This window comes from Hahella ganghwensis DSM 17046 (assembly GCF_000376785.1).
Lineage (GTDB): Bacteria > Pseudomonadota > Gammaproteobacteria > Pseudomonadales > Oleiphilaceae > Hahella > Hahella ganghwensis.
The window spans coordinates 132,766-148,637 of sequence record NZ_AQXX01000142.1; the positions used below are offsets into that span (position 1 = coordinate 132,766).

Here is a 15,872-nt window from a genome sequence, read left to right on the forward strand (position 1 = left end):
TTTGTCTGATTTAATAGGCCTAATTCTGGCAGGCGGCGAAGGTTCACGAGCCGGAGGTAAAGATAAGGGATTATTACAGTGGCAGGATATCCCCCTGGCCGAGCATATCGCCAAGGCACTTCAGCCCACCTGCGACACCATTGCGATCAGTTGCAACCGAAACCTCCGCGAATATCAGGCGATCACACCAAACTGTTTTACTGATGTGAACCCATCCCTGAAAGGTCCGTTAGCCGGTCTTTACAGTGCCTGGCACCTTTTTCCGGAAACCACCTTTTTAGTATCAGCCTGCGACACTCCTCTACTCACCCGAGAATATGCGCTTCGAATGTGTCCAGGGCAAACCGACTGTATTGCCCGAATTGCCTGGGATGGAGAAAGACAGCAATACCTTCATTGTCTGCTGAGCCCAAAGGCGCACCCGGTTTTAAAACAATACCTGAATGACGGCGGCAAAAATGTTCGCAACTGGCTGAATCTGCTCAATCCGGAACTGGTCGATTTTTCAGACTGCCCTGAAATATTCACCAACATCAATACACTGGAACAACTGAAAGACCTCTGAAAGCCTAACGGTAGCGTCAGGGGCAACCACTCCAGCAGGTTCGCCTACGCATACCCGCCCGGAAAGTTTAATCGGAACCGTTAAGTGATTGATCAATCTGCCACTTTTCAGCCCTTTCCGAATCCTTATCACGAGCCTCCACCCAATGATCACCATCATTGGTCAACTCCTTCTTCCAGAAAGGGGCATCAACCTTAAGATAATCCATAACAAACTCACAGGCCGCAAAGGCTTCAGCACGATGGGCAGAGGTTGTCACTACCAGGACAATCTGCTCTCCCAGCATCATTCGTCCAATCCGGTGGATAACGGTAATACCTTCAATTTCCCATCGATCACAGGCTTCTTCAGCAATTTTTTGTAGTGACTTTTCGGTCATCCCCGGATAATGCTCCAGCTCCAGACCAACAACCTCAGGCCGCTCGCTGAAATCCCTGACATATCCGACAAAACTGCAGGAAGCTCCAATACCATTATCATCACCAACCAGTCGTTTGACTTCTGTTCCAAGATCAAAATCACGCTGACTGATCTCGATATGAATATTTTTGCTCATGGAGAAATTCTCTCGAGTATTTTTAGTGAATATCATTGCCCACGATCTGTTTTTGAGCCCAGGGCATCACATTTGCCTTAACCTTGGTATCCTAGACCATCCGCGTTCGCAGGCAAGGAATTCCAGAATATGTCTTACAGTGTTTTGAAAAGCATCCATCTCACATGCGTAGGCCTGACCATTCTATCCTTTTCGCTGCGCTATTACTGATAACGCACTGCTGAACGGCCGCCTGACCAAAGTCATTCCCCATATTATTGACACAACATTGCTGGTCAGTGCCATAGGACTGTCCATGCTACTGGCTCAATACCCGCTGACAAATCACTGGCTGACGGCCAAGATTATCGCCTTGATTGCCTACATCGTACTTGGAACGGTGTCACTCAAGAGAGGAAAAACCAAAAGGGCCCGAGCCCTGGCAGGGGTCGGCGCTTATTGCTGCATTGTGTACATTATCGGGGTAGCAGTGACCAAATCAGTGATCCCAATCTGAGCCACAACCTGTCGGCCTCACCGGCATGAGAGAACACAACTGTCACCTCATCCCGGCGAATTTCATTTCAATTGGCCGCTATCAGCCGTCAGGATATCAGTATCGATCATTCTGATGATCGTCAGGGATCCGATCTTCTTCATGCGGCGGTTTGACATAAAATCGGTTCTGATCAACTTCCTTGTGATCAGGATCGGAATATTTATTCTGCAGCTTGCTTTTGCGAATCCATACGGCAGCGACAGCGATAATCGCAATCAACAGCACCCACTTCAACATATGAACCTCCCTTGGCTCCGATAAAAATTCAATGCCTGCCATTCCCTGGAGGCTTCATTACTACCATAACATATTCATCCCCGATTCAAAGTCAGAACCAGGACCTCCGCCATCAGCCTTCCTGGACTAGCTCAAACAGCTTTTCGGAGGGGGTCATCAGACAAAATCGCGGCCCCTGCTGATGGTAAACTGACGCCTTTAGTATCAGGGGCACTCTCTTGCCCTCGACATCAAATTCAAACATCAGATCTTCCTCTTCACCGTCACCCAACCCTTCGGCCAGAGAAACAGCAGCCTGCAAACTATCCGGAGACAGAGCGACTCCCACCCTCTCCCCCAACTGATGCAGATAACTCTCCAATTGATCCAGTGATATATCCAGATTGGTCTGATACATAGCGGCACTCGCTTCCTTATATTTTTTTCGGCACAGCTTGGTATTTAGCACAGAACATTGCTTGAAATATCTACCTAACTACTCCTCAGATTACTGTCTCAGAGGCTCCAATCACGCTCTACGCTTTTGCATAAAGACTGTCCATTATCATAGACCCAGATTCCTAAATATTCTTGATTCCGCTCAATTTACGGATGCTCCGAAAAATGCCGAAGCCCTCCAGGAAGCAGATGAGCCGGAAATCAACTTTGCGGAGAACAGAGCAATCATTTTTCATAATTGCTCTGATATCAGGCATTGCGGCCCCCAGAGAATACGGGTGAACTCCCTATCCAAAGCAGCCTCCTGACAACCAAGCTTTTCTCCGGCAAACGCTTTTTCGACCTCTTCTCTGTTCAAGGGAAAGTGAGGCACAACCCTTAAGGTGAAATCCTCACTAGCCCTCTCAGTGTTGACGCCAATCCGATAACAGTATCCATAAACCTCTCCGGGCAATGGATCACAACGCTGCAGTTCCAGGGAAGTCATGGCGTATCCATTAAAGGAGTCAGCATAGAGTTGCACAATGACACATTCGGCAGAAATTTCGCCCAGATGCACCTGAACCTCAACTGAAAACCCCTCCTGTTTAGCAATCACTTCCATTTCGCCAAAGTGAATCTCGCTCCAGTAGCGGTGTAATTGCCGCTGCCAAGCAACAATCTCGCGCCCAAACTGCCCCTGCTCGCGCAGTGCGAATGCTACTGAGGCTGGTTGATATATCTCTTCGACGTATTCTCTGACCATGCGATTGGCACTGTATCGGGGAGCCAGCTGAGCCATACTGTTGCGCATTCTGGCCACCCACCTTGACGGAACGCCATCCCGTTCTCGAGTATAAAAGTCCGGAATCACCTGCTCTTCCAGTACGCTAAAGAGCATTTCTGTTTCATGTTCATCTTCCTGTTCGACATCCTCGTCGCGCCCGTCTCCGATTGCCCACCCCACATCATCGGTATAGGCTTCCGCCCACCAGCCATCGATTTCAGATAAATTCAGCCCACCATTGACCAACACCTTCATCCCACTGGTACCGCAGGCTTCCCAGGGACGCCGAGGGGTATTGATCCAGACATCCACTCCACGCACCATTTCCTGGGCTAGAGAGATATCGTAATCCTCCAACAGAACAGCTCGCCCCCTGATGTCGCTTCGCTTCATAAAATCAGCCCACTGCTGGAGCATTTTCTTGCCCTCTAAGTCTCTGGGGTGAGCTTTACCTGCAACAACAATCTGAACGGGCCTGTTACGACATCTAAGAATACGCGCCAGCCTCTCAGGCTGGCGCAGCAAAAGATTCGGGCGCTTATAGTTGGTAAACCGCCGGGCAAACCCCAGCGTGAGAGCATTGGGATCCAGGACACATCTGGCCTGCTCCAGCTCTTCATCCGACCCTCCCTTTCGAGATAACTCGTACGCGAAACGCTCCCGGGCATATCCCACCAGATCGCATCTTTGCCGACAACGAAAGGTCCAAAGCTCCGCATCCTCTATAAGGCTGACAGATTCCCCGAGTGATTCCTGAACTCCCAGCCAACGATCCTTGCCAGCCGCTTCCGTCCATAGAGTGTCAGCCCACACAGAATCCCAGGAAGGAGCATGCACACCATTGGTAACATGGGTTATTGGAATTTCATCAATCGGCCAGCGGGGGTACAGAGCAGAAAACAATCGCCTGCTGACCTGGCCATGCAAAGCACTGACTCCGTTTACCCACAAACAACCGCGCATAGCCAGATAAGCCATATTGAAAGGCTCATCTTCAGCACTCCCCTTTAAACACCCCAGAGTCAGAAGCGTTTCCATGGATATTCCGGTATCGCGTATGATCAGTCGCCCATACTCCCGAATCAGCCCAATATCAAATCGATCAAAAGCGGCAGCTACAGGCGTATGCGTCGTAAAAACATTTCCGGCACGAGTAATCGTCCAGGCAAGCTCTGCCGAAACGTTATGCTTTTTCATATAGGCCCGTGCACGCTCCAACACGACAAACGCTGCATGCCCCTCATTGATATGGCACAGGTTAATCTCAAGCCCCAGCGCGTCGATGGTTCTCCATCCGCCAACCCCCAATACAATCTCCTGCAGCAGGCGTATCTCTTCACTCCCCCCGTACAACTGCGAGGTAATACCACGATCAACCGGCGAATTAAGCGGGTGATTACTGTCCAGCAGGTAAAGCCTCACTTTACCCACTTGCGCCTGCCATATTCGCAGTAATAGTGAACGCCCCGGGAGCTCGATGGATACCTGCAACCATTCACCAGAAGTCCTGTACACCGGCTCAACGGGAAGCGTCGAAGGATCGCTCAAAGGATAAAACTCCTGCTGCCAACCTTCCGAATCCAGCATTTGCCGAAAATACCCTTGCTGGTATAACAACCCCACCCCTACAACCGGCACCTGCAGGTCACTGGCGCTCTTCAGATAATCACCGGCAAGAATGCCAAGCCCGCCGGCATAAAGCGGCAGCGCTTCGCCGATACCAAACTCCATACTGAAATAGGCAACACCCTTGACACTGGATTCAGGCAGATACTCAGGGAACCAGCCTTTCCGTTCCAGGTAACGCTCGCGATCACGCAACACTTCCTGAAGCTTTTGGGTAAACCCCTGTTCCTGCGCCAGATCCTGAAGGCGCTGATGACTAATACTCTGAAGTATCACATAGGGATTCTGGGTTTTTTCCCAGATTTTACTGTCCATCGCCTTCCACAACTCATCCCCGGCATGACTCCAGGTCCAGCGCAAATCTGCGGCCAGTTCAACCAACCCCTCAAGAGGTTCAGGTAAATCAGCTATCAGATGGGTGATGGATCGTCTTTTATCTTGCATGATGTAATTCTTGCCCCAGCATTTCAGGAGTAACCAATACGACGCCCTGATCACTGACATAAAAACGCTTGCTGTCTTCTTCAGGGTTTTCCCCAATCACAGTACCGTCGGGCACCACCGTTCTTTCATCGATGACCGCATTCCGAATTCGACAATAACGCCCGATGCTCACTTCGGGAAGAATGACTGAGTTCTCGACCTGACTGTCCGCCTCCACCCGAACATTGCTGAATAAAAGCGAATGCTTGATATAAGCACCAGAAATAATACAGCCGCCGGCAACCATAGAATCCGCCGCGACGCCACGCTTTCCACTATCGCTGAAGATGAATTTGGCGGGAGGCGTTTGTTCCTGATAGGTCCAGATCGGCCATTCCTTGTCGTAAAGATTCAAGTCTGGCGTCACATCGATCAGTTCAAGATTGGTCGCCCAATAGGCATCCACGGTACCGACATCACGCCAGTACGCCTGCTTACCCATGGCTTCACGAAAAGGATAGGCAAATACCCGGTGCTCATGAATCAGGGAAGGGATGATGTCTTTACCGAAATCATGCTCAGTGTCTCGGTTATTGGCATCTTCCTTCAATATTCTCAACAGAAACCGGGTGCTGAACACATAGATACCCATACTGGCCATCGCCAGACCTGGTTGATCCGGGAGCGTTTCAGGATCGGCAGGTTTTTCCACAAAACGCTCTACCCGCTTATCTGCATTGATGCTCATGACGCCAAAGGCTCGCGCCTGCTCCAGAGGGACTTCAATACAGCCGACCGTCACATCAGCACGGTTTTTGACGTGCTGAGCCAGAATCAGAACATAGTCCGGAGAATGCCCCTGAATGATGTCGATATTCTGATATACCGCGTTAGCAGTCCCCAGATACCAGTTACTTTCCAGGCGCTGCTGGGCAGGAAGCAACTCGACAAACTCATCAAACTCGCCCCTGAGAAACCCCCAGCCTTTTTGCACATGACGAATAAGGGAGTGGGCTTTGTACTGAGTGAGAACACCAACCCGACGAATACCCGAGTTGACACAGTTAGACAGGGGAAAATCGATAATTCTGTACTTACCGCCAAAAGGTACGGCAGGCTTGGCACGCCAGTCGGTCAAATTTTTCAGCCGGCTTCCGCGTCCTCCTGCCAGCACCAGAGCAAGGGTTTTCTTGGTGAGGCGACTGACCAGCCGCTCAGTGGGATTTACAGTCATCGGGCAATCTCGTCCAAAGTCATCCTGAGACACCAAAATGAAAACCAGACTGCAATTAATGCAGGTCCTACCCGGAAATGGTGACCATCACCAGTCACCAGCCCTTCCCGGAGACGGACAGAACCGCAGATTAAAGGTGATCAGATTGGCAACTAAACGTGTTGATCAGGCAGCTATCAGTTCCGGCAACAACCTTAGACAAAAGTCATCACCGCTGTCCCACATCAACCCGGCCCGGCCGTTGGTGGTATGTATCACTAACCCTTGCATGAAGCAATCATCGGGCATCAGCGTACTGGTATCGGCATTTTCATCCAGATACGCATAAATTGAGTGCGGAAAAATCACTTCAACAAAGTCGCCTATCGGCAACTTGCCTTCGGGGTCCTCGAGTCCGATCCCCCCCTCACTGATGTCCAGGACTTCAAACGTCCCGAGAGTCTGTGAAACATCCCCCAGTTTAACGGTAAAGTTCACTCGGTTTCTGATATCCAACCTGTGCTCCATAGTATCGCCTCTAACTATGACAATTTTTATTATTCAAAGTGGAACATGGAAATCTTCAGTTCCCGACTGCGACTACCTGAGGATTGCTTTGCTTGATTTTTAACCAGACATCCTTATCGCTTCTTGTCATATGTCAACTAAACAACGGTTACTCTTAAATTGTCATATTTCGATACTGGTTCGATCAACAAATTCTAGGCAAAGGATCGCTATACCGCCAATCCACCAAACGCTTTCCGCCAAATCGGGTATTCAAGCTCACCACCCCCGCCTGGCCGACCTGAACTTCGCCAATAACCGTCGTATTTCTACCCTGAGGATGAGCCTGCATGACTTGCAACAATCTATCCGCATCTTCAGGCGCACAGAACGCCAGTAACTTTCCTTCATTGGCAATGTACAGAGGATCCAGCCCCAGCAACTCGACCACAGCCCTGACGGAATCATCTATTTTGAGCGCAGCCTCCTCCAGAGACATGGCAAATCCGCCCTGATGCGCCAATTCATTCAGGCTTGCCGCCACTCCCCCGCGGGTAGGGTCACGCAGAAAATGGATACCGGGAACGGCTTCCGTCATGGCTGCTACCAAGTGGTTTAAAGGCTGAAGATCTGAGCGGATATCAGACTCAAAGGCTAAATTCTCTCTCCGGGACAGAATTGCCACCCCATGATTGCCTATGGGCCCATTAATCAGGATTTTATCCCCCGGACAGATCCGGGTGGGACTGAGTTCCAAGGTCTCCGGAATAAAACCTATTCCTGTCGTGTTGATATAAACGCCGTCCGCTTTTCCTTTTTCCACCACCTTGGTATCACCAGTTACCACCACAACCCCTGCTTCTCTTGCTGCAGCAGCCATCGATTGCACGATACGACTCAAGTCCGCCAGCGGAAAGCCTTCTTCAAGCACAAAGCCCGCTGATAGATAAAGCGGCTGAGCCCCGGACATGGCAACATCGTTTACCGTGCCGTAGATTGACAGACTCCCAATATCACCGCCTGGAAAGAACAGTGGGGACACCACATGACTGTCCGTGGACATCGCCAGCCGACCAGCCTCAGTCTGCAAAGTGGCGTGATCCTGTTTCTGCTGCAGCCAGCGGTTATCAAAATGTTTTAGGAACAGCTGATCGATGAGCTCCGCCATTGCTCTCCCACCACTACCATGGGCCATTTCTATCACACCGTGAGCCAGGTCTGGTTTCATATAGTTCCGATCTCCAGCTAAAAAGTTAACAAGGGTCTGCTTATACTGATCCGGCCGCCCCTGTTCGATAGGTGTAATAAGCGGCACAGGCCCCTTCTGAAGACACCATACAGGAACCGATCGGGTTTTCAGGCGTACAGGACCTGCCAAATAATTTGCAGTCCGTCGGCTTCAGAGCGGCACGAAGAACAGCCGGACACTCGCAGGCTTTATTATCCAACCCAGCACTGTCGGTGAGATCAAAGCGACTCTCTGCATCCAGATGGGCATAGCGTTTTTTGATCCGGAGAGCACTGGCAGGCATTTCGCCCAGGCCTCGCCATTCAAAGCTCTCTCTCAGTTCAAAATATTCTGACATTAATTCCTGTGCGCGAAGGTTACCCTGCTCCGAAACCGCGCGTGTATATTGGTTTTCTACCGTGCAACACCCCTGATTGACCAGACCAATCAACCTGTGAATGGATTGCAGTAAATCCAACGGTTCAAAGCCTGAAACGACAATGGGCAAATGATAATCATCAACTAATTGCCGATAAGGATTCGAACCAATGATCAGGCTCACGTGCCCTGGGCCGATCAGGCCTTCGAGGATAGAGCGTCCGCTTTCCCTGGCTGGCTCCAGAATCCCTCTGATAGCAGGCGGGGTCAGCACATGATTGCAGAATACGGAAAAATTCCTCAACGCCTGTTGATCGGCCTGCTGCAATATAACAGCCGTCGGTGGCGTAGTGGTCTCAAAGCCGATAGCGAAGAACACCACCTGTCGATCCGGATTCTGGTGCGCGATTGCCAGAGCGTCCGCGGGGGAATACAACATGCGGACATCCGCTCCCTGACCTTTGGCTTTCTGCAGACTCATCCGTTGTGATCCCGGCACCCTGAGCATATCGCCATAACTGCAGAGTATCACCCGATGCTTCAAAGCCAGCTCAACGGCCGCATCAATACGCTTCACGGGAAGCACGCAGACCGGGCACCCGGGGCCATGCATCATCTGGACATTGTCAGGCAGTAAATCCGGAACGCCGCACCGAAAGATAGTGTGGGTATGCCCTCCGCAGAATTCCATCAACCGATACTGGCGATCAGGCCGAACTTCTGCCCCGATCTGTTCGGCCAACACTCTGGCGGCATTACCATCACGAAACTCATCAACATATTTCATTTCACACGCCTATTACTCATAGCGACGCTATGCGCTCGATATATTCAGCTCCCCGGCCGCGAAGCTCTACTTAACGGCGACGCCTTAAGTTGCCTGATTAGCTCTATCTTCCTGAATAGCTGCTTCTTCCCGACCAGCTATATCTGCCTGAATAGCTCCAATGTTTTCCGGGCTTCTTCTTCACTGAGCTTACTCAGGGCATAACCCACGTGCAGGATCACGTAGTCTCCGACCTGTACATCCTCTACCAGAGCAACAGAAATATGCTTTTTCACGCCGCCCAGCTCCACGACCGCCTGATCGTCTCCGATTAATTCTTCAACTCTGACCGGTACTGCTAAACACATACTGCACTCACTCCTGAATTCCCGACTCTGCCTGATTCAATCTGGAAAGCGCTATCCATGCCTGTCCCAGGCTGATACCACCATCATTGCAGGGCACATTATCCGCCAGGTATAACGTCATTCCATACCGGGCCAGACCATCCCGCAGCGCCTTTCTGAGCAGTCGGTTCATAAAACATCCTCCGGCCGCCACCACTCTCCTGGTCTGATAAATTTCCGCCTGCATTACACACCAGCGTACCAATCCATCTGACAGCTCTGCATGAAATACCGCAGCCGCCTCCGTGGAATCAGCAAACTGCACCAGGTGTCGTATTAATGGGTAAATGTCCAGCAGGCCGGAAGAGTCAACGACCACCAAGCCTTGGGGTTCTGGCCAGGGAATTCCCGCGGCGGCAGATTCCAGCAGCATGGGGGCCTGACCTTCAAAGGAGACATCCTCACAAATCCCCAAAATTGCGGCAATCGCATCAAACCAACGTCCGGCACTGGACGTCAAAGGGCTGAAACTGGAATTCTCCATCATACCCTCCACAGAAGAATAGATGGGCCGGTTTCCAAACTTTTTCCTGGCAACCTCCCGCATCCCCATAGACCATAACACACCAGCCCCGAGACGCCAGATGTCCCTCGCCGCCACATCACCACCAGGTAATGAAAGCTCCGAAAAGTGCCCTATTCGTTCAAGCCGGGCGCAGTCTCCATAGAACATTTCACCGCCCCAGACCTGCCGATCTTCGCCCAAACCTACGCCGTCCAGAGTCAGTCCCAACACCGCCCCTGTCACTCCCTGCTCTGCCATGACGGCGGCCAGATGGGCGTGATGGTGCAACACCCGAAACAACGGAACACCCTGCTCTTCAGCATAACGCTCGGCAAACCGGCTGCTGAAAAAATCCGGATGCCCATCACAGGCCACTGCCTGAGGCTTTACACCGGTTAACTCTGACATATGCCGGATCGCCTCCTGAAACCACTGACAGGTATCCGGGTGATCAAGATCACCAATATGCGGAGAAAGATAAGCCAGATTCCCCCGGGTCAGGCAAAAGGTGTTTTTCAGATATCCACCACAAGCCAATACAGATGGACCAGCTTCAGGCAGTCTGACAGGCTGTGGCACCCAGCCTCTGGCCCGCCTTATCGAGGCCTGTTCCACTCCTTTCTGAGCTACTCCTGCCTGAACCACAGAGTCATCACAGCGGGTCACAATATCCCGATCATGAAGCACAAAATAGTCAGCAATGTCACTCAGTTGCTCAACACACTGATCATTCGTGTGAACCAGGGGAGCCCCTGATTGATTAGCACTGGTCATGACCAACAGCCAGGGATGAGGCGCATCCAGCCACTCCAATCCTGCTGGCCGGCCGGCAGCCTCGTGATACAGGAGATAATGTAACGGTGTATAGGGCAGCATCACCCCAAGATCGGCCAGTTGCGGTGCCACCAGCTCAAGCTGTAGATCACAGACAGCTGTTTTAGCTGATAGGACAACCGGACGAACATCCGTCTGTAAGCACTCGGCCACCTGAGCATCCATTCTCACGACCTGCTCCAATGACGCGGTATTCAGCCCCATAACAGCAAAAGGCTTGTCAGGGCGCCGCTTTCTTTGCCGCAGCCTGTTCACGGCATCAGGTTGACGCGCATCGCACACCAGATGAAAACCACCCAGCCCTTTGATGGCCAATATGTAGCCTTGATTGATCAGGGAGACAATCTCGCTCAGGACATTGCCGGCACTACCAGAACAGGCGGCCAATGACATCGGCACACCATGGTTATCGACCAAAGAAAGCGTTGGCCCACAATCCGCACAGGCATTGGGCTGTGCATGAAACCTACGGGACGACACTGACTGATACTCATGATGGCAGGCATCGCACAATTCGAACCCTTTCATACTGGTTCTGGAGCGGTCATAAGGCAGTGATTGAATCAGCGTGTAACGGGGTCCGCACTGGGTACAATTGATGAACGGGTATTGATAGCGCCTGTCAGTCGGATCAAATAGTTCCTGCAGACATTTCCGACATACCGGAAGATCAGCCGGTATCTGTGCCGATGACAGGATATTTGACCGGTAAGTTGGGGAAACCTCCGAATTCAGTATCCGGAATCCTTCAAAACTCTGCTCTTTTGATGATGCACCACCCACAGACAAGTCATCTATCGAGTCTATACTGGCCGCGGCCGGCATATCGGTTCGTAACCGGGACTGAAACTGCTTCAGTGCTGACGAGTCTCCCCGCAGGTCAATCAACACTCCTTGATCATTATTCTGTACCTGACCGGTTAACCCCAGTTCCGTAGCCAGTTGATACACAAAAGGACGAAAGCCAACGCCCTGGACCCGGCCCGTCACCATCAACTGGCAGTATTGCATACGAATTCACCCGGTATGACCGTTGCCCTGGCCGGGGAAACCTTTGTCTGCCGACACCACTGAATCCAGGCATCCATTCCCTGCCCGGTTTTTGCGGACACCTGTAACACTTGGATATCGGGATTGATGCGCCTTGCATACTCGATACTTTTTTCCACATCGAAATCCAGATAAGGAAGCAAGTCAATTTTGTTGATGAGCATCAGGTCCGAGGCGTAGAACATATCAGGATATTTCAGGGGTTTGTCTTCTCCCTCGGTCACTGACAACACAACCACCCTGGCCGCCTCCCCCAGATCAAACGCCGCAGGACAGACCAGATTCCCCACATTCTCAATGTAGATAATATCCAGTTCATCCAGCGACCAGTGTTCCAGGGCATGCCCGACCTGATGAGCGTCCAGGTGACAGCCTTTTCCGGTATTAATCTGTTGCGCAGACACGCCAGTCTCGCGAATACGCTGGGCGTCCAGTTCTGTCTGCTGGTCACCTTCGATCACCGCTATCCGGGCAGCGTCTTTCAGTCGCTGAATCGTCTTCACCAAAAGTGTGGTCTTGCCGGAGCCGGGGCTGGAAACCAAGTTAAATGCCGCCACTTTATGATCTGACAGCATCTGCCGGTTAGTGGCGGCATATTGGTCATTTTTACTGAGAATATTCTGCTCTACCTGCAGAATTCTGGCCTGATCTTCATGATCGTGACTGGCATGCGGATGGTGGCCATGCTGATGAGACACTGCACCATTGCAGCCACAGGTTGTACACATCATCTCCTCCCCAGTTTGCACTTATCTATCAGTGACTCTTGACTTGAGCTTTCGACCTTCAGCCTCCAGCTCTTCCAAACCGATTACCGGAAACGTTATGTTTCCGGCGATTGCTGTCATATCACCGCCAGAGATTTAACCCTGACATCTTTGCCTTGAACAACATCCATCCCAAAGTTTCCACATTCAGGGCAGCAATCATATAACTCCCGCACCTGCCACCGATGACGGCACTGTCGACACTGCCCCTCACCCGGGACGGAAATAATCTCCAATCTGGCATCCTGTGCCGGCGTATCCGCCATCACAGCGGCGAAACTGAAAGTCATCGCATCCGGCTCCACACAGGACAACGCCCCCACTTCCAGCCAGACGGCCTCGACTTTCCGAAAGCCCTCCGTTGCAGCCCGCTCCACAATCAGATCCCGTATATTTTCTGCCAGGGACAATTCATGCATGCTCAACCCTACCTTCCAACGGGTGAGCCTGCAGCCAATGCCGGCAATAACAAAGGGCTTCGTGCAGATTACGCTCTGCTGCCGGGGAAAGCTTCTCCTCAAACTGATCAAACTCATACCCATCAATGGCCAGAATATAGGCAACCGCACTCGCCTGGAACAGCGTTTGACTCAATGCCATCAGCCCTTCCGGCGTCAGACTGTGACTGGCAAATGGCTGGGCAACAGCAGAACTCACTGCCGAGAAGGAATATCCAGATCCGGCGTCAACCCCATTCCTCGCAGCACCAAGGGCCGCATCAACAAAGATTACCCGCTCAAAATTCGCGATATCGACAGCATCTTCAACTGTCAGTTGATAGTTCACCTGGGTGACAACATCCAACCACGAATCAGTATCCACCCGGCGAACGAATTCCGGCCCCAGGCCATCATCCTGACGTCCGGGATTGCCATAACCGATGATGAGTGTTTTTGCTCTGTTCACATCCAATACTCTTTGTGTCTGGCCATTTGACTCATGACTGATCATCTCATTTTGAGCCGACTTATCGCTTGATGAACTCATGTCAGACCTGGCGTCTCAATTTCTGCAAACTGACTTCCCCGGTCCACGATCTTGCCTTCCGCGTCCAGCACTTCCACCACCAGTGGCATCTGCCCCAAAGCATGGGTTGCACAGGACAGGCAAGGATCATAGGCCCGCACCGCCACCTCAATATGGTTGAGCATTTTCTCCGTGATGGTTTTCTGACCTGAAAGATACTTTTTGGCGACATCCGTCACCGCCCGGTTCATGGCGGTATTGTTATGAGTGGTGGAGACAATCAGATTGCAGTATGTCACCTGATCATTTTCGTCCACCTTATAATGATGAAACAGAGAGCCTCTGGGAGCTTCAATCACGGCAATACCTTCTTCACGACGCTCACCTTTCAAGCGCAGATCCGTTCCCTGAAGATCCGGGTCGTGTAAAAGCTCTTTGATCTTTTCAACACAATGAAGCACTTCAATCATCCTGGCCCAGTGGTATCCAAGCGTCATACTCACCGGCTTACCCTGCCCAAAGCGCCGAAACGCTTCAAACTCCTGATTGGCCAATGGCGTATCGATGAAACTGACCGTATTCATCCTGGCCAGGGGACCCACCCTGTACCAGCCATCCACATTTCCCCGACTTTTGATAAAAGGAAACTTCATATAAGACCAGGGCCGGACTTCTTCCATCAGGTAATCGTTGAAATCCCGATAATCCATCTGATCAAAAATAATATTGCCCGCAGCATCCACAGCCCGCAGATTGCCGTGATAAAGATCCAAGGCCCCATCTTCTCTCACCAGAGACATATGACTGGACTTGAAATTAGCAAATTGCTCGACCAGCGGAAGATGATCCAGGGTATAGTTCTTGGCCACCTGAACCGCGTTCTGTGCCCACGACATCATCAGATCCACGTCAACCAGCAATGCATCCCGTTCTTTGAGGGACAGGTTTTTATTGATACCGCCGGGAATCGCTCCGGTACCGTGAATTTTTTTGCCTGCCGTATGAAGAATGACTTCCTGGCCATACTTGCGCATCAGCACGCCCTGCTTCGCCAGATCGGGAAACTGCTTGATAACTTCGAAGATATTGCGTTTTTTGGCGGCCGCATCAAATCCGAATAGCAGATCCGGCGAACTCAGATGGAAAAAATGCAGGACATTGCTCTGCATGATCTGCCCATAGTGCATCAGGCGCCGCATTTTTTCCGCTGTAGGGGTCAGTTGGTCGACGCCGACGATCATGTCCATGGCCTTGGCCGCTGCTATATGATGGCTGACAGGACATATCCCGCATAACCGCTGGACAATCACCGGCACTTCCCACAGCAGACGGCCGCGAATGAACCGCTCGAAGCCACGGAATTCAACAATATGAAGCCGGGCTTCACTGACGTTATTATGTTCGTCCAGGTGCACGGTAACCTTACCATGCCCTTCCACACGAGTAACCGGCTCTATCTCTACAATACGCGCTTTACGGCTTTCCATGAACCTGCCAACCTGGTTATGTCTATAAGTCAGTATTTAATCGTATTTAATCAATGCCCAGTCCAGCTCCGGCGGCTCACCTTTGATAAGCGCCGAAAGAGCTGTCCACAATACATCTCCGGAGGGAGGACACCCCGGAATCTGGTAATCCACCTTTACCACATCCACCAGGGTGTAAACCTTGTCCAGTAATAACGGCAACGCCGGATCATTGGGGATCTGGTTTTCCGGATTCATCACTTTTGGCGAGGCCTTGTAAGCCTCATCAAGACACTCTCTCAGCGGATCCTCCGAATGCATGATGGCATTCCGCATCACCGGCAGCCCGCCCATGATGGCACACTGCCCCACCGCCACCAGCACATCACAGTTCTTCCGGAACTCCCGGAGAACATGGACATTGTCTTCGTTACAGCATCCGCCTTCGATCAGGCCAATATCGCAACGGCGGGTAAACTTCTTAAAGTCATTCAGCGGAGAACGATCAAACTCCGCCACTTTCATCAGATCGATGATTCGCTCGTCGATATCCAACAGGGACATATGACAACCGAAACATCCGGCCAATGATGCTGTGGCAATGCGCTTTTTCCTCATCTACCGCCCACCTTATCT

Annotated in this window: 17 protein-coding genes; 2 read left to right on the plus strand and 15 right to left on the minus strand. The window is 51.5% G+C overall.

The window, feature by feature from the left end; all coding sequences use genetic code 11:
• Position 1: 1 nt before the first annotated feature.
• Positions 2-565, plus strand: coding sequence for a molybdenum cofactor guanylyltransferase MobA (gene mobA, locus F566_RS0128725; protein WP_020410506.1), 564 nt, complete (start codon positions 2-4; stop codon positions 563-565).
• A 67-nt stretch (positions 566-632) separates the two neighbouring features.
• Here the strand turns inward: mobA and F566_RS0128730 are convergent, their stop codons facing one another.
• Positions 633-1,121, minus strand: a complete 489-nt coding sequence (locus tag F566_RS0128730; protein ID WP_020410507.1) for a molybdenum cofactor biosynthesis protein MoaE — start codon at positions 1,119-1,121, stop codon at positions 633-635.
• A gap of 256 nt (positions 1,122-1,377) precedes the next feature.
• Here F566_RS0128730 and F566_RS35035 point away from each other — a divergent pair, with 256 nt between their 5' ends.
• A complete protein-coding gene (locus tag F566_RS35035) occupies positions 1,378-1,617 on the plus strand; it encodes a SirB2 family protein (protein WP_245555327.1) in 240 nt (79 codons plus the stop codon).
• 96 nt (positions 1,618-1,713) lie between these two features.
• Here the strand turns inward: F566_RS35035 and F566_RS0128740 are convergent, their stop codons facing one another.
• From F566_RS0128740 to F566_RS0128805, 14 genes are all read right to left on the minus strand, one after another.
• Positions 1,714-1,896, minus strand: a complete 183-nt coding sequence (locus F566_RS0128740; RefSeq protein WP_157497169.1) for a hypothetical protein — start codon at positions 1,894-1,896, stop codon at positions 1,714-1,716.
• A gap of 112 nt (positions 1,897-2,008) precedes the next feature.
• On the minus strand, positions 2,009-2,293 hold the full coding sequence (locus F566_RS0128745) for a hypothetical protein (protein ID WP_020410510.1): 285 nt from the start codon (positions 2,291-2,293) through the stop codon (positions 2,009-2,011).
• Positions 2,294-2,566: 273 nt separating this feature from the next.
• Positions 2,567-5,170, minus strand: a complete 2,604-nt coding sequence (glgP, locus tag F566_RS0128750) for an alpha-glucan family phosphorylase (RefSeq protein ID WP_020410512.1) — start codon at positions 5,168-5,170, stop codon at positions 2,567-2,569.
• Positions 5,160-6,383, minus strand: a complete 1,224-nt coding sequence (glgC, locus tag F566_RS0128755) for a glucose-1-phosphate adenylyltransferase (RefSeq protein WP_020410513.1) — start codon at positions 6,381-6,383, stop codon at positions 5,160-5,162. The genes glgP and glgC overlap by 11 nt, the downstream gene beginning before the upstream one ends.
• A 165-nt stretch (positions 6,384-6,548) precedes the next feature.
• Complete coding sequence (locus F566_RS0128760; protein WP_020410514.1) at positions 6,549-6,890, minus strand: PilZ domain-containing protein; 342 nt, start codon at positions 6,888-6,890, stop codon at positions 6,549-6,551.
• 184 nt (positions 6,891-7,074) lie between these two features.
• Positions 7,075-8,097 carry a hydrogenase expression/formation protein HypE gene (gene hypE / locus F566_RS0128765; RefSeq protein WP_020410515.1) on the minus strand — a complete coding sequence of 341 codons (1,023 nt, stop codon included), beginning with the start codon at positions 8,095-8,097 and terminating at the stop codon, positions 7,075-7,077.
• A 40-nt stretch (positions 8,098-8,137) separates the two neighbouring features.
• Positions 8,138-9,262, minus strand: a complete 1,125-nt coding sequence (hypD, locus tag F566_RS0128770) for a hydrogenase formation protein HypD (protein ID WP_020410516.1) — start codon at positions 9,260-9,262, stop codon at positions 8,138-8,140.
• A gap of 137 nt (positions 9,263-9,399) precedes the next feature.
• Entirely contained in the window at positions 9,400-9,609 is a 210-nt protein-coding gene (locus F566_RS0128775; protein ID WP_020410517.1) for a HypC/HybG/HupF family hydrogenase formation chaperone, read from the minus strand.
• A gap of 7 nt (positions 9,610-9,616) precedes the next feature.
• Complete coding sequence (gene hypF / locus F566_RS0128780; protein ID WP_020410518.1) at positions 9,617-11,998, minus strand: carbamoyltransferase HypF; 2,382 nt, start codon at positions 11,996-11,998, stop codon at positions 9,617-9,619.
• Positions 11,980-12,768 carry a hydrogenase nickel incorporation protein HypB gene (hypB, locus tag F566_RS34415; protein ID WP_211210720.1) on the minus strand — a complete coding sequence of 263 codons (789 nt, stop codon included), beginning with the start codon at positions 12,766-12,768 and terminating at the stop codon, positions 11,980-11,982. The genes hypF and hypB overlap by 19 nt, the downstream gene beginning before the upstream one ends.
• A gap of 113 nt (positions 12,769-12,881) precedes the next feature.
• Entirely contained in the window at positions 12,882-13,223 is a 342-nt protein-coding gene (hypA, locus tag F566_RS0128790; RefSeq protein ID WP_020410521.1) for a hydrogenase maturation nickel metallochaperone HypA, read from the minus strand.
• Entirely contained in the window at positions 13,216-13,791 is a 576-nt protein-coding gene (locus F566_RS34420) for a hydrogenase maturation protease (protein ID WP_020410522.1), read from the minus strand. Before F566_RS34420 ends, hypA begins: the two co-directional genes overlap by 8 nt.
• Positions 13,788-15,257, minus strand: coding sequence for a Ni/Fe hydrogenase subunit alpha (locus tag F566_RS0128800; protein ID WP_020410523.1), 1,470 nt, complete (start codon positions 15,255-15,257; stop codon positions 13,788-13,790). Before F566_RS0128800 ends, F566_RS34420 begins: the two co-directional genes overlap by 4 nt.
• 36 nt (positions 15,258-15,293) lie before the next feature.
• A complete protein-coding gene (locus F566_RS0128805) occupies positions 15,294-15,854 on the minus strand; it encodes an NADH-quinone oxidoreductase subunit B family protein (protein WP_020410524.1) in 561 nt (186 codons plus the stop codon).
• Positions 15,855-15,872: the final 18 nt, after the last annotated feature.